15 protein-coding genes are annotated in these 17024 nt (G+C 69.8%); 5 read left to right on the top strand and 10 right to left on the bottom strand.

Annotated features, from left to right (window positions below; translation table 11 throughout):
- Window positions 1-63: 63 nt before the first annotated feature.
- Genes OO68_RS35860 through OO68_RS35850 form a run of 3 tightly spaced genes read right to left on the bottom strand, consistent with a single transcriptional unit; the run spans window position 64 to window position 2746 of the window.
- Window positions 64-825, bottom strand: coding sequence for an amino acid ABC transporter ATP-binding protein (locus OO68_RS35860; protein ID WP_033313541.1), 762 nt, complete (start codon window positions 823-825; stop codon window positions 64-66).
- Window positions 822-1763, bottom strand: a complete 942-nt coding sequence (locus OO68_RS35855) for an amino acid ABC transporter permease (RefSeq protein ID WP_033313540.1) — start codon at window positions 1761-1763, stop codon at window positions 822-824. The genes OO68_RS35860 and OO68_RS35855 overlap by 4 nt, the downstream gene beginning before the upstream one ends.
- A 32-nt stretch (window positions 1764-1795) precedes the next feature.
- Window positions 1796-2746: an ABC transporter substrate-binding protein gene (locus OO68_RS35850; protein ID WP_033313539.1), complete on the bottom strand. Its 951-nt coding sequence runs from the start codon at window positions 2744-2746 to the stop codon at window positions 1796-1798.
- Window positions 2747-3371: 625 nt separating this feature from the next.
- Here OO68_RS35850 and OO68_RS35845 point away from each other — a divergent pair.
- The 4 genes from OO68_RS35845 to OO68_RS35830 all read left to right on the top strand — a co-directional run bounded on the left by OO68_RS35845 (window position 3372) and on the right by OO68_RS35830 (window position 6810).
- A complete protein-coding gene (locus tag OO68_RS35845) occupies window positions 3372-4604 on the top strand; it encodes an NAD(P)-dependent malic enzyme (protein WP_033313538.1) in 1233 nt (410 codons plus the stop codon).
- A gap of 356 nt (window positions 4605-4960) precedes the next feature.
- Window positions 4961-5926, top strand: a complete 966-nt coding sequence (locus OO68_RS35840) for a zinc-binding dehydrogenase (RefSeq protein WP_033313537.1) — start codon at window positions 4961-4963, stop codon at window positions 5924-5926.
- 102 nt (window positions 5927-6028) lie between these two features.
- Window positions 6029-6238 (top strand): HTH domain-containing protein, encoded by a 210-nt coding sequence (locus OO68_RS35835; protein ID WP_003992902.1) that lies wholly within the window; start codon window positions 6029-6031, stop codon window positions 6236-6238.
- Window positions 6238-6810: a Clp protease N-terminal domain-containing protein gene (locus OO68_RS35830; protein WP_033313536.1), complete on the top strand. Its 573-nt coding sequence runs from the start codon at window positions 6238-6240 to the stop codon at window positions 6808-6810. Before OO68_RS35835 ends, OO68_RS35830 begins: the two co-directional genes overlap by 1 nt.
- 15 nt (window positions 6811-6825) lie before the next feature.
- Here the strand turns inward: OO68_RS35830 and OO68_RS35825 are convergent, their stop codons facing one another.
- Together OO68_RS35825 and OO68_RS35820 are read right to left on the bottom strand one after the other, a co-directional pair.
- Complete coding sequence (locus tag OO68_RS35825) at window positions 6826-7893, bottom strand: PadR family transcriptional regulator (protein WP_033313535.1); 1068 nt, start codon at window positions 7891-7893, stop codon at window positions 6826-6828.
- A gap of 1 nt (window position 7894) precedes the next feature.
- Window positions 7895-8866 (bottom strand): DUF4097 family beta strand repeat-containing protein, encoded by a 972-nt coding sequence (locus tag OO68_RS35820; RefSeq protein WP_033313534.1) that lies wholly within the window; start codon window positions 8864-8866, stop codon window positions 7895-7897.
- Between the two features lie 148 nt (window positions 8867-9014).
- Here OO68_RS35820 and OO68_RS35815 point away from each other — a divergent pair, with 148 nt between their 5' ends.
- Entirely contained in the window at window positions 9015-9848 is an 834-nt protein-coding gene (locus OO68_RS35815; protein WP_033313574.1) for a hypothetical protein, read from the top strand.
- Window positions 9849-9884: 36 nt separating this feature from the next.
- Here OO68_RS35815 and OO68_RS35810 read toward each other — a convergent pair whose 3' ends face one another.
- From OO68_RS35810 to OO68_RS35790, 5 genes are all read right to left on the bottom strand, one after another.
- Window positions 9885-10064, bottom strand: a complete 180-nt coding sequence (locus OO68_RS35810) for a DUF6104 family protein (protein ID WP_003992906.1) — start codon at window positions 10062-10064, stop codon at window positions 9885-9887.
- Between the two features lie 89 nt (window positions 10065-10153).
- A complete protein-coding gene (locus OO68_RS35805; protein WP_033313533.1) occupies window positions 10154-13984 on the bottom strand; it encodes a multifunctional oxoglutarate decarboxylase/oxoglutarate dehydrogenase thiamine pyrophosphate-binding subunit/dihydrolipoyllysine-residue succinyltransferase subunit in 3831 nt (1276 codons plus the stop codon).
- Window positions 13985-14265: 281 nt separating this feature from the next.
- Entirely contained in the window at window positions 14266-15375 is a 1110-nt protein-coding gene (locus OO68_RS35800; RefSeq protein WP_051814925.1) for a HAMP domain-containing sensor histidine kinase, read from the bottom strand.
- Entirely contained in the window at window positions 15372-16112 is a 741-nt protein-coding gene (locus OO68_RS35795) for a response regulator transcription factor (protein WP_030851757.1), read from the bottom strand. The genes OO68_RS35800 and OO68_RS35795 overlap by 4 nt, the downstream gene beginning before the upstream one ends.
- A gap of 135 nt (window positions 16113-16247) precedes the next feature.
- Window positions 16248-16925: a spermidine synthase family protein gene (locus OO68_RS35790; protein ID WP_033313531.1), complete on the bottom strand. Its 678-nt coding sequence runs from the start codon at window positions 16923-16925 to the stop codon at window positions 16248-16250.
- Window positions 16926-17024: the final 99 nt, after the last annotated feature.

Raw genomic sequence — 17024 nt, 5'->3', positions numbered from 1 at the left:
CGGGCACAGACAGGCGAAGGGGGCGGTACGGAGTTCCGTACCGCCCCCTCGCCGTGCGTACCGTCAGAGCACCTTGGACAGGAACGACTTCGTCCGCTCGTGCTGCGGGTTCGTGAGCACCTCGCGCGGGTGGCCGGATTCGACCACCACGCCGCCGTCCATGAAGACCAGGCTGTCGCCCACCTCGCGGGCGAAGCCCATCTCGTGCGTGACGACGATCATCGTCATGCCGGACTCGGCCAGGTCGCGCATGACGTCCAGGACGTCACCCACCAGCTCCGGGTCGAGCGCCGAGGTCGGCTCGTCGAACAGCATCAGCTTCGGGTCCATGGCGAGCGCCCGGGCGATGGCGACGCGCTGCTGCTGGCCGCCGGAGAGCTGCGAGGGGTAGTTGCCCGCCTTGTCGGCCAGTCCCACCCGGTCCAGGAGCTCCTGGGCGCGCGTGCGGGCCTGGCTCCTGCTCACGCCCTTGACCTGGACCGGCGCCTCCATGACGTTCTCCACGGCCGTCATGTGCGGGAACAGGTTGAAGCGCTGGAAGACCATGCCGATGTCCCGGCGCTTGACCGCGACCTCGCTGTCCTTCAGCTCGTAGAGCTTGTCGCCCTTCTGGCGGTAGCCGACCAGCTCACCGTCCACGTACAGGCGGCCGGCGTTGATCTTCTCCAGGTGGTTGATGCACCTCAGGAAGGTCGACTTGCCGGAGCCGGAGGGGCCGATGAGGCAGAACACCTCGCCGGACTTCACCTCCAGGTCGATGCCCTTGAGGACCTCTACGGGACCGAAGGACTTGTGAACGCCCTCGGCCTTGACCATGGCGGTCATGCGGTGCCTCCCGTCGACGCCGAGCGGTTGGACAGGGACAGCACGTTCGCCTTGATCTTCTGGAACGGCGTGGCCGGGAGCGACCGGCTCGAACCACGCGCGTAGTACCGCTCCAGGTAGTACTGGCCGATGCTGAAGACCGAGGTCAGCAGCAGGTACCAGGCCGCTGCCAGGAACAGCATCTCGGCGGGGGCACCGGAGGTCTGGCCGATGTCCTGAGCCGCTCGCAGCAACTCGGGGTACTGGACGACCGAGACCAGCGAGGTCGTCTTCAGCATGTTGATGACCTCGTTGCCCGTCGGCGGCACGATCACGCGCATCGCCTGCGGGATGACGATCCGGCGCAGCGTCTTGGCGTGGCTCATGCCCAGCGCGTGCGACGCCTCGGTCTGGCCCTCGTCGACCGAGAGCAGACCGGCCCGGCAGATCTCCGCCATGTACGCGGCCTCGTTCAGACCCAGCCCCAGCAGCGCCGTCAGGAACGGGGTCATGAAGTCCGACCACTCGTCCTTGTAGAACGGTCCGAGGTTGATGTACTCGAAGACCAGGCCCAGGTTGAACCAGACGATCAGCTGCACCAGGACCGGGGTGCCGCGGAAGAACCAGATGTAGAACCACGCGATCGACGAGGTCACCGGGTTCTTCGACAGGCGCATCACGGCGAGCAGGACGCCGCCGATGATGCCGATCGCCATGGACAGCACGGTCAGCAGAAGCGTCTTGCCGACGCCGTCCAGGATGCGGTCGTCGAAGAAGTAGTCCGGGATCGCGTCCCAGTTGATCTTGCCCTGGGAGAACGCGTAGACGATGCCGCCCAGCAGGGCGAGCGCGACGACGGCGGAGATGTACCGCCCGTAGTGCCGGACCGGGATGGCCTTGATGGCTTCCGGTCCGGCCGGGGGCGTGTCAGCCGGCGTCTTGTCGATGTCAACAGTCACGGGTGTTGCCTTTCAGTGCCGCTGACCTGCGGTCACTTGCCGCCGTTGATGGTGGCTGCGTCGATGGAGCCGTCCGTGACGCCCCACTTCTTCATGATCTTCTCGTACTCGCCGTTCTTGATGACGGCGTCGAGGGCGGCCTTGAGGGCGTCCCGCAGCTCGGTCTGGTTCTTGGCGACCGCGATGCCGTACGGGGCGGCCTCGACCTGCTCGCCGACCAGCTGGAAGTCCTTGCCGCCACCGGAGGTCTTCACCGCGTACGCGGCGACCGGGAAGTCGGACGAGCCGGCGTCGGCACCGCCCGCGCGCAGGCGGGTCTGGGCCTGCTGGTCGTTGTCGAAGGGCTCGATGGCGATCTTCTTGCCAGCCGGGCACTTCTTCGACTCCGCCTTGGCGAGGTCCTCGGAGACCGTGCCGCGCTGGAGCACGATCTTCTTCCCGCACAGGTCGGACCAGGTCTTGATGCCCTGGTCGTCGCCCTTCTTGGTGTAGATCGAGACACCGGCGGTGAAGTAGTCCACGAAGTCGACGCCCTCGCCGACCTTCTTGCCGGTGTCGGAGTCGATGCCCTCCTGGCGGTCCTTGGTGTCGGTCATCGCGGACATCGCGATGTCGTACCGCTTGGAGCGCAGGCCCGTGATCAGCGTGTCGAACGTGCCGTTCTCGAACTGGAAGTCGACCCCGAGCTGCTTGCCCATGGCGGCGGCGAGGTCCGGGTCGATACCGACGACCTTGCCCGCGCTGTCCTTGAACTCGACCGGGGCGTAGGCGATGTCGGAGCCGACCTTGATGACGCCCTTGTCACGGATGGCCTGGGGCAGCTTGTCGGCGAGCGGGGCCGAGGCCGCCGTGTCGCTCGAACCGGTGTCCTTGGTCTGGTCACCGCAGCCGGTGAGCATCAGCGCGCCTGCGACCGCGATCGCACCGACCGCTGCTAGCCGGGAGTGCGCGGCGGTCGTACGACGGGTGGAGCTTGCGGTCATGGTGGGTTCCTCCGGCGGATGGGTGGAGTTGCCGATGGGGCGGGCGGCTGCCGATGGGTTCGGCAACGCCGTGGCACGCCGAAGGTTTCGGCAGTGCCGTGGGTCGACGAGAGCACACCTCTTCGAGTGTCGCGACCTCGTGTGATTACGGCATCTTGCCATTCGGACTGCGCGATTCTGGGGGCCAGCCATGTCAAAATCGGATAACGGGCGACCCCCGAACCGCGCCACCCCGGTACATCACGGCCGGACCTTCTATAGGAATCACCCCTTCCGGCCGGAAGAACTTCGGCGTATCCCGGGATTTCAAGACGGGGCATGCGAGCTTCGCTGATGGTTGAGTGGTTGTGGCTGGTTTGTCCAGGGCTTGTCCCGATTTTGGACGAAGAGTCAGGGCGCTGTCATGTGACCTTCGCGTTATGGACTCGTCGTCGATGCCATCCGTCCGGTAAGAAGGGTCTTTACACCCCTCATCCGGGGCTCAGGGCGCGTGTGCGGCGCGCCCGTCGCGTACGCGCCCGTACGTATACACGTACAAGCACGACATGGGCCGGCGCGGTGCCCGCCCACCCCTCACCAGGAGTGGCCACCCTCAAAACAATGAAGATTTAAGGGGTAAAACGAAGTGGCAGCGGAGATCGTCAATCCTCGCAGCGAGAGCAAGACCGGCGATACGGATCACGAGGGCGGTGCGGAGCCCCTCGACTCCTTCGACCCGGCGTTCGCGTTGCACCGCGGCGGCAAGATGGCTGTGCAGGCCACCGTGCCGGTCCGTGACAAGGACGACCTGTCCCTGGCGTACACGCCCGGCGTCGCGAAGGTGTGCAGCGCGATCGCGGAGCAGCCGGAGCTCGTGCACGACTACACGTGGAAGTCATCGGTCGTCGCCGTCGTGACGGACGGTACGGCCGTGCTGGGGCTCGGTGACATCGGGCCCGAGGCCTCCCTCCCGGTGATGGAGGGCAAGGCGATTCTGTTCAAGCAGTTCGGTGGCGTGGACGCGGTTCCGATCGCCCTCAACTGCACGGACGTCGACGAGATCGTCGAGACCGTGGTGCGGCTGGCGCCGTCGTTCGGCGGAGTCAACCTGGAGGACATCTCGGCACCCCGGTGCTTCGAGGTCGAGCGGAAGCTGCAGGAGCGGCTTGACATTCCGGTCTTCCACGACGACCAGCACGGCACGGCCGTGGTGACGCTGGCGGCCCTGCGGAACGCCGCGCGGCTGAGCGGGCGGGCGCTGGGTGAGCTGCGGGCCGTCATCTCCGGCGCCGGTGCGGCCGGTGTCGCCATCGCGAAGATGCTGGTCGAGGCCGGGATCGGGGATGTCGCGGTGGCCGACCGCAAGGGTGTCGTGTCGGCGGACCGGGACGACCTCACGCCGGTGAAGCAGGAACTGGCCGGGTTCACGAACAAGGCCGGGATCACCGGGTCGCTTGAGGCGGCGCTGGAGGGTGCCGACGTGTTCATCGGCGTCTCCGGTGGCACGGTCGCGGAGTCCGCGGTGGCGACGATGGCCAAGGGCGCGTTCGTCTTCGCCATGGCGAACCCGAACCCCGAGGTGCACCCCGAGGTCGCGCACAAGTACGCGGCGGTCGTCGCGACCGGACGGTCGGACTTCCCGAACCAGATCAACAACGTGCTGGCGTTCCCGGGGATCTTCGCGGGGGCGCTGCAGGTGCGGGCCTCCCGGATCACCGAGGGGATGAAGCTGGCCGCCGCGGAGGCGCTGGCCGCTGTGGTCGGGGAGGATCTCGCCGCCGACTACGTCATCCCGTCGCCGTTCGACGAGCGGGTCGCTCCGGCGGTCACGGCCGCGGTGGCGGCTGCGGCTCGGGCCGAGGGTGTGGCCCGGCGCTGACGTGACGCCGGTGTTCGTGTGATGTGGCCCCGCCCGGGATCGGGCGGGGCCATTTCTTTGCTTTGGGGTGGGCTGTTCGGGTGGTGCGGCGGTGGCGGGGTGCAGGTCTTCGCCTTCCGCCGGGGTGTGGGTCGGGGCCGCGCCGGGGGGTGTCCGTCCTCGGAACGGCGCGATGGGGTCTCACGCCGGCTGACTGGCGTTGACGCGCCAACCGCTGCGGGCGGACACCCCCCGACACGTCCCCTTCTCGCCGTACGCGGGTGCGCAGCTACATCGCCCCGCCCACCTGGCAAGAGGGCGTGTCTCACAGGGCCGGATGGTTCCTTCAGCCCCCCGAGGAACCTATCGTCAAGGCCATGTTCGCTGTCTACGCCGCCCGAATCGACCGCGACCAGCCGCTCTCCGGACTGGAGTTGGGAGAGCGTCCGGCTCCCGAGGCCCGTCCCGGCTGGAGTACCGTCACGGTCAAGGCCGCCTCCCTCAACCACCACGACCTCTGGTCCCTGCGTGGCGTGGGCCTCGCAGAGGACAAGCTGCCGATGATCCTCGGCTGTGATGCCGCCGGTGTCGACGAGGACGGCAACGAGGTCGTCCTGCACTCCGTGATCGGACAGAGCGGGCACGGGGTCGGCCCGAAGGAACCCCGCTCCATCCTCACCGAGCGCTACCAGGGCACCTTCGCCGAGCAGGTTGCCGTGCCGACCTGGAACATCCTGCCCAAGCCGAAGGAGCTCTCCTTCGAGGAGGCCGCCTGTCTGCCCACGGCGTGGCTGACGGCGTACCGGATGCTGTTCACCAACGCGGGGGTCCGGCCCGGTGACTCCGTGCTGGTGCAGGGCGCCGGCGGTGGTGTCGCCACCGCCGCCATCGTGCTGGGCAAGGCCGCCGGCCTGCGGGTCTTCGCCACCAGCCGGGACGAGGCCAAGCGGAAGCGTGCCCTGGAGCTGGGGGCCGTGGAGGCCCTGGAGTCCGGGGCGCGGTTGCCTCAGCGGGTCGACGCGGTGATCGAGACCGTCGGGGCTGCCACGTGGTCGCACTCGGTGAAGTCGCTGAAGCCCGGCGGCACGCTGGTCATCTCCGGTGCCACCAGTGGCGACCGGCCCTCGCACGCGGAGCTGACCCGGATCTTCTTCCTCGAACTCAAGGTCGTCGGTTCCACGATGGGCACGAAGGACGAACTGGAGGATCTGCTCGCGTTCTGTGCCGCGACGGGAGTGCGGCCCGTCATCGACGAGGTGATGCCCATGGACCGTGCGCGTGAGGGCTTCGAGAGGCTGGCTTCGGGTGAGCAGTTCGGGAAGGTCGTGCTGACGAATCCCTGAGTCCTCCTGAGGGTGTGTCGACGGCCGGTCCCGGGTGGGCCGGCCGTTTTCGTGTGTCAATGATGGTTGACGCATGCCGGGGTGTCAACGTAGGTTGACGGTATGACCGAAGCAACCGATCTGGCCGAGCGTGCCGGTGACCGTGATCCACGGGTCGGCCTGCGGGCCGTCGCCGCGCTGCGCCGGCTGCTGGAGCAGTTGGAAGCCGTGCAGGTGCGCAACGCGCGCAACCAGGGCTGGTCGTGGCAGGAGATCGCCACCGAACTCGGTGTGAGCAGGCAGGCCGTGCACAAGAAGTACGGGAGGCATTGATGTTCGAGCGGTTCACGAAGGACGCCCGCGACGTGGTGAAGAGCGCGTACGAATACGTGGACGGGGGTGGTGAGGGCGGGCAGGTCGTGGAGCCGGAGCATCTGCTGCTGGCGCTGCTCGACCGGGAGGGCAGCCGTGGCTCCTTCGCGCTCGTGGCTCTCGGCCTCGGTGACCGGCGGGAGTCCGTGCGGGAGGCGTTGCGTGAGGCGCGGCGGCGGGCCGGGCTGACGCAGGCCGAGACCGATGCGCTCGCCGGGCTGGGGATCGACGTGGAGGAGATCGTCGCCCGGGTGGAGGAGGCGCATGGGGTCGGCGCCCTGGCCGGTGACCGGAAGGACAAACGGTGGTGGTCGGGGCGTACCTCCTTCGGCCGGGGAGCCAAGGACGTGCTGGAACGCTCCCTGCGGGTCGCCCTCGCCCAGCGGGACCGGCACATCGGGGACGAGCACATCCTGCTGGCCCTGACCCTGCGCCCCGGTGTGCCGGCCGAGGTCCTCGCCGACCACGGGGTGACGTACGAGCACCTGGCGCGGGTGCTGTACGGCAGTGGTGGCGAGGCCAAGGCGGGCTGACGGACCGAGCGCGCGCTACGTGCCCTGTGTGCGCAGGAGGGCTCCTATGTGGGCCGCCGCCGTCGACAGATGGCGGCGGGCGTCGCGCAGCTGGTCGGGGGTGACGCCGTGGTCGCGGGCAGCGTCACGGATGTCGTCCCGGAAGCGGTCGAGCAGGCGGTCCAGGTCGCGGGCCGGGTCACCGGTGGAGTCCGCGGCGTCCTCATGGGCCCAGGCCGGTTCGTAGGCGGCCGGGAAGTCCTCCGGGGGCTGTGCGTGGCTCGGCTCCTCGGCCGACCTGCCGGTGCCGGTCCAGTCGAAGCCGAGGTCCTTGCCGAGGTCCTTGCCGTAGTCCTTTCCGAACTCGCCGACTTCCTTGACCAGTTCGGTCAGGCCCTCGCGCAGACCCGTCGGCCAGTCACCGCGGGCGAAGTGGTCCTGCACCTGCTCCTGGACGCGGCGGGTGATGCGCTGGACCTGCTCCTGGGCCTGTGCCCGGGCCTGTTCCTGGGCCTCCTTGGCCTGGCGGCGGGCGCGCTGGGCGTCCTCGCGGGCGCGGCGGCTCTCGTCCTTCGCCCGCCGGGCCTGCTCCTTCCACTCCTGCCGGGCGCGGCGCATCTCCTCCTTGGCGATGCGCCAGGTCTCCTTGTCGCCGTACTGCGAGAAGTCGCCGTAGGGGGCCCCGGCCGGGCCGTCGTCCTTGGTGCCGGTGTCCCGGCGGGCCTCCGTCGCCGCTGCGCGCATCTCGCGGCGCAGGTCGCCGGCGGCTCCGCGCACGTCGGCCTGGATCTCCGCGGCCAGTTCCGCGACGGACTCCCTGATCTCCAGTTCCAGGTCGGCCAGCTCGCCGCTGCGGTCGGCCAGTTCGGCGCGGCCCGCGTCGGTGATCGAGTAGACCTTGCGGCCGCCCTCGGTGGTGTGGGTGACCAGGCCCTCGGCCTCCAGCTTGGCCAGGCGCGGGTAGACCGTGCCCGCCGACGGTGCGTACAGCCCCTGGAACCGCTCCTCCAGCAGGCGGATCACCTCGTAGCCGTGGCGAGGAGCCTCGTCCAGCAGCTTCAGCAGGTAGAGGCGGAGGCGGCCGTGGGCGAAGACGGGGGGCATGTCAGAGCACCTTCTTGTCGGTCGTACCGTCGGCCGGGACGGTGGTGGGGGCATCGCCCGGGCCGGAGACGGAATTGTCTCCCGAGCCGCCCTCGGGGCCCCTCGCCGGGGCCGCCGGGGCGCTGTGGCCGGCGGGCGGGGTGTCCCACGGCTCGGCGGGCTCGTCCTCTCCGGCCGGGCGGCGCAGCAGGGCGATCGAGCCGGAGACGGTGGTGGCCCGCAGTCTGCCGGTGCCCGCGCCGAGGCGGCCGGTGATCTTGTGGGCGCCCCACTGGCCGTGCACCCGGAGGCCTTCGAAGGCGTTGGAGACGGAGCCGCTCGCGGTGTTGGCCTCGACCTCCGTGTCCGCCGGGTACGGCAGCCGGATCGCGATCTCACCCGAGACGCTGGTCAGCCGCACGTCCGTCGGGCCGTCCGGGTCGAGGTCGACGATCATCGAGCCGCTCACCGAGTCCGCCCGCACGGAGGGGCCGGAGCATTCGACCACCGTGAGGTCGCCGGAGACGGAGTTGAACCGGAGGTCGCCGGTCACGTCTTGGGCCTCCAGGCTGCCGGAGACCGTGTCGGCGCGGACCGGGCCGGAGAGGCCCACGAGCGTCGTGTCGCCGGTGACGCCCTTCACCACCGACGGACCGTGGATGCCGGAGATCACGGCTGCCGCGCCGACCACACCCACCTCGACGCGGGTGCCGGCCGGGACGGCCAGGGAGACCACCGCGCTGCGGCGCCAGCCCTTGCGGTCCAGCCACTTGAGGAAGCCCTTCCAGGGCAGGTCCTCGTAGGCCACCGTGAGGACGCCGCCCTGCTGGGTCACCACCAGGGGCGGCCCCTCGATCTCGGAGATCTCCAGGCGGGCGGAACCTTCGTCCGTGCCCACCACGTTCACCGTTCCGTTGACGAGACGCACGTGCAGATCGCTCACGGGCTCGTCGAAGGTGAGCTTCCTCGGTTCCGTGACGGACCACTCGGACATGGTGCAGACCTCCCCGTCTCGACGCGCCATATCGCGTCCTCTCGTATTCACGATATATCGCGGCTTGGGAAAGTCAAGACACCCGTTTCGGGGAGGGGTGAGCAGGTATAAGTGCTCACACGCCGACAATTCGCCCTAGCGTGTGACCATGTCGACGGAAGCCGCCCGTACCGGTCCCGCAGCCGGGGCGCTGCTGTTGTGCCGGGCGGCGCCCGGGCGCGTGGCCCCCGTCGCGGGTCTGCTGCGCGAGCCGATGCAGCTCACGCCCGCGGGCGACACCTGGAGCGTGCTCGTCCCCGAGGGCCGGCCCTGGCGGGACGGCGCCGAGCCCGTCGACCGCGTGGCCACCGGCTGGGCCACGGCCCTCGCCGTCGGCGCTCCCTGGCCCGTGCTCGCCCTGTGGTGGGACACCGACCACGCGGGCTTCACGCTCGCGTCCGGTTTCCGCCGCCCGGTCGGGTTCGTCTGGCTCGCGAGCGGTGTCCCGGCGGGGGAGGGCGAGGCGATGCGCACCTTCGCCGCACGGATGGGCCTCGACCCCGTCCTGGACGTCCAGGATCTCGACCGGCTGGCCGAACCCGACACCACGGCCGACGCACGAAGCCGCTTGCGCGGCCTGCTCGCGGTCCTGGCGCGCGCGGGCGTCTCCCTCCCCGCGGAGATGGCCCCCGGCGAACCCGCCGGCCGCCTCCGGGAAGCCGCCGCCCGCCGGCCCGACAGCAGGCCCGTCGAGAGCACCGGCCGACGCGAGGCGGGCGCTGAACGCGACCCCGTCGACCACCACACCCGCCTCGGCCCCTGGATGCCCTGGACGGGCGGCCCCAGGGCCCGCGCCCTGGCCCTCGCGCAGCTGGCGGCGGGCCTGCCGCTGCTGGTCAGGGGCCTGCGGCGGCGAGGCGGCGGCTGGGCCACGGCCGGGGCACTGCTCCTCGCCCACGGCGCCCTGGGCCTGACCTACGACCTCACACGCCCACGCGACTGACGCCCCCGCAGCGGCCGGAGCGGGTGCAACCGGTCCCTACTCGTCGTCCTCGTCGTCCAGCCGGGCGAGCCACGTCGCCAGCCGCTCCACCGGTACCTCGAAGTCGGGATTGAGATCGACGAACGTCCGCAGCTGCTCGGCGAGCCACTCGAAGGTGACTTCCTCCTCGCCGCGCCGCTTCTCCAGTTCCTCGATGCCACGGTCCGTGAAGTACATGCCCCCAAGGATATGTGCGCGCAAACGGCCGGGCCGCACCCCCCGAGCGGGGGATGCGGCCCGGCCGCGCACGCACTGCGCTGAGGCGCTTACGCCTCGAACACCTCGCGCACCAGCTGCTCCTGCTCGGCCTGGTGCCGCTTGGCGGAACCCACCGCCGGGGACGAGCCGTGCGGGCGCGAGATGCGCCGCAGCCGCTCGCCGTGCGGGACGTCCGCGCCGACCGCGAGGTCCAGGTGGTCGATCAGGTTGAGCGCGATGAACGGCCAGGCACCCTGGTTCGCCGGCTCCTCCTGGGCCCACAGGTACTTCTCGGCGTTCGGGTACTTCTTGATCTCCGCCTGGAGCTCGGCACCCGGCAGCGGGTACAGGCGCTCGATGCGGATGATCGCCGTGTCCGTCGCACCGCGCTTCTGACGCTCGGCTTCGAGGTCGTAGTAGACCTTGCCGGCGCAGAAGACGACCTTCTTGACGGCGGCCGGGTCGACCGAGGAGTCGCCGATGACCGGCTGGAACTGCCCGGTCGTGAACTCCTCCGCCTTCGCCGCCGCCGCCTTCAGGCGCAGCATCGACTTCGGCGTGAAGACCACCAGCGGCTTGTGGTGCGGGTTGTGCACCTGCCACCGCAGGAGGTGGAAGTAGTTCGACGGCGACGTCGGCATGGCGACCGTCATGTTGTTCTGGGCGCACATCTGGAGGAAGCGCTCCGGGCGGGCCGAGGAGTGGTCCGGGCCCTGGCCCTCGTAGCCGTGCGGCAGGAGCAGGACGACACCGGAGGTCTGCGCCCACTTCTGCTCGGCCGACGAGATGAACTCGTCCACGACCGTCTGCGCGCCGTTGACGAAGTCGCCGAACTGCGCCTCCCACATCACGAGCGCCTCGGGGCGGGCCAGTGAGTAGCCGTACTCGAAGCCCATCGCCGCGTACTCGGACAGCAGGGAGTTGTAGACGTTCAGCCGCGCCTGGTCCTCGGAGAGGTACTGCAGCGGCGTGTACTCCTCGCCCGTGCTGCGGTCGATGATGACCGCGTGGCGCTGGCCGAACGTACCGCGCTGCGAGTCCTGGCCCGCCAGGCGGACCGGGACGCCCTCCAGCAGGAGGGAGCCGATCGCGAGGGTCTCGCCCATGCCCCAGTCGATCGTGCCGTCCTCGACCATCGCCGCCCGGCGCTGCAGCTGCGGCAGCAGACGCGGGTGGACGGTGATGTTGTCGGGGATGTTGACCTGGGACTCGGCGATCCGCTTGACGACCTCCGTGGTCACCGCGGTGTTCACGGCGACCGGGAACTCGGCCTGCGGGTCCGTGGACTCGACCGTCCCCGGCTGGGACGTGGCCTCACGGACCTCCGTGAAGACCTTCTCCAGCTGGCCCTGGTAGTCCTGCAGCGCCTGCTCGGCCTCTTCCAGGGTGATGTCGCCGCGACCGATGAGCGACTCGGTGTACAGCTTGCGCACCGAGCGCTTCTTGTCGATCAGGTCGTACATCAGCGGCTGGGTGAAGGCCGGGTTGTCCGACTCGTTGTGACCGCGGCGGCGGTAGCAGATGAGGTCGATCACCACGTCCTTGTTGAACGCCTGGCGGAACTCGAAGGCGAGCCGCGCCACGCGGACCACGGCCTCCGGGTCGTCGCCGTTCACGTGGAAGATCGGGGCCTCGATCATGCGGGCCACGTCCGTCGCGTACATGGAGGAACGCGAGGACTCGGGGGCCGCGGTGAAGCCGACCTGGTTGTTGATGACGATGTGGACCGTGCCGCCGGTGCGGTAGCCGCGCAGCTGCGACATGTTCAGGGTCTCGGCCACCACGCCCTGGCCCGCGAAGGCCGCGTCGCCGTGGATCGCGACGGGCAGGACGGTGAAGTCCGTGCCGCCCTTGCCGATGATGTCCTGCTTGGCGCGCGAGACGCCCTCCAGGACCGGGTCCACCGCCTCCAGGTGCGAGGGGTTCGCGACCAGGGAGACCGCGATCTGCTCGCCGTCCAGACCGGTGAAGGTGCCCTCGGCGCCCAGGTGGTACTTCACGTCGCCGGAGCCGTGCATCGACTTCGGGTCGAGGTTGCCCTCGAACTCGCGGAAGATCTGCGCGTACGACTTGCCGACGATGTTGGCGAGGACGTTCAGGCGGCCGCGGTGGGCCATGCCGATGACGACCTCGTCCAGGCGGGACTCGGCGGCCGAGTCCAGCACGGCGTCCAGCAGCGGGATGACGGACTCGCCGCCCTCCAGGGAGAAGCGCTTCTGGCCGACGTACTTCGTCTGCAGGAAGGTCTCGAAGGCCTCCGCCGCGTTCAGCCGGCGCAGGATGCGCAGCTGCTCCTCGCGCTCCGGCTTGGTGTGCGGGCGCTCCACGCGGTCCTGGATCCACTTGCGCTGCTTGGGGTCCTGGATGTGCATGAACTCGATGCCGGTGGTGCGGCAGTACGAGTCGCGCAGGACGCCGAGGATGTCGCGCAGCTTCATCATCGACTTGCCGGCGAAGCCGCCGACGGCGAATTCGCGCTCCAGGTCCCAGAGCGTGAGGCCGTGCTCGGTGATGTCCAGGTCGGGGTGCTTGCGCTGCTGGTACTCCAGCGGGTCGGTGTCGGCCATGACGTGGCCGCGGACCCGGTAGGAGTGGATCAGCTCGAAGACGCGGGCGGCCTTCGTGACGTCGTCGTCGTGGCTGGCGTCGATGTCCTTGAGCCAGCGGACCGGCTCGTAGGGGATGCGCAGCGCCTCGAAGACGTCGTCGTAGAAGCCGTTCTCACCGAGGAGGAGGTTCGCGACGATCCGCAGGAACTCGCCGGAGGCGGCGCCCTGGATGACCCGGTGGTCGTAGGTCGACGTGAGCGTCATGACCTTCGAGATGCCGAGCTTGTTCAGCGTGTCCTGGGAGGTGCCCTGGAACTCCGCCGGGTAGTCCATGGAGCCGACGCCCATGATCACGGACTGGCCGGGCATCAGGCGCGGCACGGAGTGGACGGTGCCGAGGCCGCCGGGGTTGGTCAGGGAGACCGTCACACCGGTGAAGTCGTCCATGCCCAGCTTGCCGTCGCGGGCGCGGCGGACGATGTCCTCGTAGGCCTGCCAGAACTCGAAGAAGTTCAGCGTCTCGGCCTTCTTGATGCCCGCGACCACGAGCTGGCGGTCGCCGTTGGGCTTGACCAGGTCGATCGCGAGGCCGAAGTTGACGTGCTCCGGCTTGACCAGGGTCGGCTTGCCGTCCTTCTCCGCGAAGGAGTAGTTCATCGACGGCATGGCCTTGATGGCCTGCACCATCGCGTAGCCGATCAGGTGCGTGAAGGAGATCTTCCCGCCCCGGGCGCGCTTCAGGTGGTTGTTGATGACGATGCGGTTGTCGAACAGCAGCTTCACCGGGACCGCGCGCACGGACGTGGCCGTGGGGACCTCCAGCGAGGCGTTCATGTTCTTCGCGACCGCGGCGGCGGGGCCGCGCAGCACGACCTGCTCGGGGCCCGAGGGGGCCTCGGCGGTGGGCTCGGCCTTCTTCGGGGCCGCGGCCGGCTTGGCGGCGGGCTTCGCGGCCGGGGCGGCCTGCGCCGGAGCGGGGGCCTGGGCCGGAGCCTGCGCGGCGGGCTTCGTCTGGGCCGGAGCCGGGGCGGGCGCCGGAGCCGCGGCGGGCTTCTCGGCGGCCGGGGCGGGGGCCTGCGCGGGAGCGGCCGGAGCGGCCGCAGGAGCGGTGGTGGTCCCCGCGGCCCCCGCGGCCGCGGTACCCGCCGGAGCCGAGGCGGCGGCCGCCCCCGGCTTGTAGTCGGCGAAGAAGTCCCACCAGGCGCGGTCTACGGAATTCGGGTCCTGGAGGTACTGCTGATAGATCTCGTCGACGAGCCACTCGTTGGCACCGAACGACGCGGCAGGGTTCTTCCCCGCTTGGTCGGTGTCGGTCGAGATGCTCGAGTTACTGGGGGACTGTGGCGACACGGCGGCAACCGCCCTCTTCCGCTTCACAAGATGATGGACAGCGGGAATCAAGGCTACGCCCCTCCGACGGGGAAGGTCAGGCCGGGCCGGTGCAACGTCGTGCAAGTCACATCTGGAACCGTGTTTCGGGCCTTGAAATGGCGGGAAACAAGCGTGGTTCCGCTTCAGGAGGGAAAAGCGGGGCAGGGCCCCGGGCGCCGATGGCGCGGGCCTGTGCCTGATCACACGTGTCCGTCAGTGCGGACGCTCGTGGATCTTGTGGCTCCGCTTCGAACTTTACGTCAACTTGGCACAGATGACAGTCCCGGAAGAGTGACAAGAATCCGGCAACCGCGCTCGGATTCGGCCACTCCGATCCGGCCCCCGTGCAGGTCCACCGCCCAGCGAGCGATCGCCAGGCCGAGACCCGTGCCGCCGTCACTGCCCGGGCCCTGCGGCCGCTTGGCGCTGCCGCGGTTGAACCGCTCGAAGACGCGGTGCCACTCGGACTTCGGAATGCCGGGGCCCTCGTCCAGGACCTCCAGCTCCAGCGACTCCGGCAGCGGACCGCGCCGCGCCTTGACCGTCACCCGGCCGTGCGGCGGGCTGTGCTTGACCGCGTTGTCGATGAGGTTGGCGACGACCTGGTGGATGCGCTCCGGGTCCGCGTGCGCGGTCAACTCCGGTGGGTGCACGTCGAGATGCAGATGGACGTCCGTACGGGTGTGGCTGCCCGAGCCGGTGGCGATCCCCGCGCGCACCGAGGCGACCATGTTGGCCTCCTTCAGCACGCCCGACAGATAGGGCCACACCTCGAACCGCCGCTGTTTCAGCGGGACGACGCCGTTGTCCAGGCGGGACAGGTCCAGCAGCGTCTCCACCAGCCGGCCGAGGCGCTCGGTCTGCTTCAGCGCCGTGCGCATGGTCTCCGGATCGGCCTGTGTGACCCCGTCCACGATGTTCTCCAGCACCGCGCGCAGACCCGCGATGGGCGTGCGCAGCTCGTGCGAGACATTCGCCACGAGTTCCTTGCGCTGGCTGTCCTGGGCCTCCAGCTCGTCGGCCATGGCGTTGATCGTCACCGCCAGGTCGCCCAGCTCGTCACGGCGGTTCTCCCGCGTGCGGCGGGTGTAGTCGCCCTGCGAGATGGAACGGGCCACCGCCGTCATCTCGTCCAGCGGCGCGGTGAGCGAATGCGCCACGAACTGCGTAATGAGAAGCGTGGCGATCATCGAGAAGACCGTGATGAAGCGCAGCTCCGTCTTCGTGTGCACCGCGATCACCGACAGACCTGTGGTGATCAGCACCGAGATGACGACCAGCGCGCCCAGCTTGGTCTTGATCGAGAACGGGCTCACCCCGCCCCAGGGGTTCTCCCCGGGGTTTCTCCGTGCGGCCGGCCCGCCACTCATGGCGTCGGGGTCTCCAGGGCGTAACCCACGCCGTGCACCGTGCGGATCCGCTCGGCGCCGATCTTCCGGCGCAGCGCCTTGATGTGACTGTCGACCGTGCGGGTGCCGGAGGCGTCCGCCCAGTCCCAGACCTCGGCGAGCAGCTGCTCACGGGAGAGCACCGCACGCGGGGTGTTCGCGAGGCACACCAGCAGGTCGAACTCGGTGGGCGTGAGGTGGACGTCCTCGCTGCGCACCCGGACCCGGCGCTGCGCGTGGTCGATCTCCAGCTCGCCGAGGCGCAGGATGCCGGAGCGGGGAGTGGCCGCCGCGATCGCGGCCCGCTCCACCCGGCGCAGCAGCACGTGCACGCGCGCCGCCAGCTCCCGCATGGAGAACGGCTTGGTCATGTAGTCGTCGGCGCCGACCCCGAGGCCGACCAGCATGTCGGTCTCGTCGTCGCGCGCGGTGAGCATCATCACCGGCACCGGGCGGGCGGCCTGCACGCGCCGGCAGACCTCCAGGCCGTCGAAGCCGGGCAGCATGATGTCGAGGATCAGCAGGTCCGGCTGCCACGCCTCGGCCGTGTCGACCGCGGCCGGGCCGTCACCCGCCGTTTGCACGAGGAATCCCTCGGCCCGCAGGCGGGTCGCGATGGCGTCCACGATCGTCGCGTCGTCCTCGACCACCAGGACCCGGCGCTGTGCGCCAGGAGTAGCCGTCGCCGAACCGTTGTGGGAGGTCTGTGTCTGCTCCATCGCCCGCCCCTGGGGTGTGCTTTCCGGAATCAGTGGGGTGATTCCTTCTGACTGGCTATGCCTGCGCATGGTTGCGATTGACGCTTGAATGATCGGCGTCAGGGGAGCAGCGTACGGGGAGTCAGTACGCCTTTGCTATCCAGGGCTGATGGCGAGGTGCACGACGTCCGGAACGCCCCGGGCAACCGGGATCTCTTCGGTACGCACCTGTTGGAACCCGGCATTCCGCAAGGTTTCCTCGAACTCCGGGGACGGCTGGGCGGACCAGACGGCGAGAACCCCGCCCGGTCTCAACACCCTTGCACAGCTTGCCAGTCCGGCCTCCCCGTAGAGATGTCCGTTGCCGTCCGTGACGGTCCAGTCCGGCCCGTTGTCGATGTCGAGACACAGGGCGTCGTACGTGTCGGATGTCTCATTGACGTGTGCGACGAGATCGGTTTCGACGATCTCCGTGCGGGGGTCGCCCAGGGCCCGGGCGGAGAGCGCGGCGAGCGGGCCGTCGCGGTGCCATTCGACGATCGCGTGCTCGCGTTCGATCACCGTGATCCGTCCCCAGCGCGGGTCGGCCGCGGCGTGCGCGAGGGAGAAGCCGACGCCGAGTCCGCCGATCAGGACGTCGGGGCGGTCCCGGCCGGCCAGGGCGTCCAGTGCCGCGTCGACCAGCCGCCGCTCCGAGCGGCCGTCGGAGGTGTCCATCAGGAAACAGCCGTTGGCGATGATCTCCAGCCGGTCGCCGTGCCGGCGCAGCACCACCTCGCCGTGCGGCCCCTCGCGACGGTCCAGGACATCGGGAATGTCGTACGGGGTAGGCATGGGGGCATCCTGGCAGGGCAGGGGGGTGCGGTGCCCGGTATTTCCCCGCGGCCCGGGCGGGACGCGGAGCGAGGCTTTCGGGTTGCCGTGAATCGGCTC

This window comes from Streptomyces iakyrus, from assembly GCF_000717055.1.
GTDB classification, from domain to species: Bacteria; Actinomycetota; Actinomycetes; order Streptomycetales; family Streptomycetaceae; genus Streptomyces; species Streptomyces iakyrus.
Note: the sequence above shows the minus strand (reverse complement) of the source record. Positions and strands in the feature narration are given on the sequence as shown.

Coding starts and splice junctions, on each gene's coding strand:
- OO68_RS35800 (WP_051814925.1), bottom strand. CDS start 15,375: ATGAGTGGCGGGCCGGCCGCACGGAGAAACCCCGGGGAGAACCCCTGG.
- OO68_RS35790 (WP_033313531.1), bottom strand. CDS start 16,925: ATGCCTACCCCGTACGACATTCCCGATGTCCTGGACCGTCGCGAGGGG.
- OO68_RS35830 (WP_033313536.1), top strand. CDS start 6,238: ATGTTCGAGCGGTTCACGAAGGACGCCCGCGACGTGGTGAAGAGCGCG.
- OO68_RS35825 (WP_033313535.1), bottom strand. CDS start 7,893: ATGCCCCCCGTCTTCGCCCACGGCCGCCTCCGCCTCTACCTGCTGAAG.
- OO68_RS35820 (WP_033313534.1), bottom strand. CDS start 8,866: ATGTCCGAGTGGTCCGTCACGGAACCGAGGAAGCTCACCTTCGACGAG.
- OO68_RS35840 (WP_033313537.1), top strand. CDS start 4,961: ATGTTCGCTGTCTACGCCGCCCGAATCGACCGCGACCAGCCGCTCTCC.
- OO68_RS35815 (WP_033313574.1), top strand. CDS start 9,015: ATGTCGACGGAAGCCGCCCGTACCGGTCCCGCAGCCGGGGCGCTGCTG.
- OO68_RS35850 (WP_033313539.1), bottom strand. CDS start 2,746: ATGACCGCAAGCTCCACCCGTCGTACGACCGCCGCGCACTCCCGGCTA.
- OO68_RS35795 (WP_030851757.1), bottom strand. CDS start 16,112: ATGGAGCAGACACAGACCTCCCACAACGGTTCGGCGACGGCTACTCCT.
- OO68_RS35810 (WP_003992906.1), bottom strand. CDS start 10,064: ATGTACTTCACGGACCGTGGCATCGAGGAACTGGAGAAGCGGCGCGGC.
- OO68_RS35835 (WP_003992902.1), top strand. CDS start 6,029: ATGACCGAAGCAACCGATCTGGCCGAGCGTGCCGGTGACCGTGATCCA.
- OO68_RS35860 (WP_033313541.1), bottom strand. CDS start 825: ATGACCGCCATGGTCAAGGCCGAGGGCGTTCACAAGTCCTTCGGTCCC.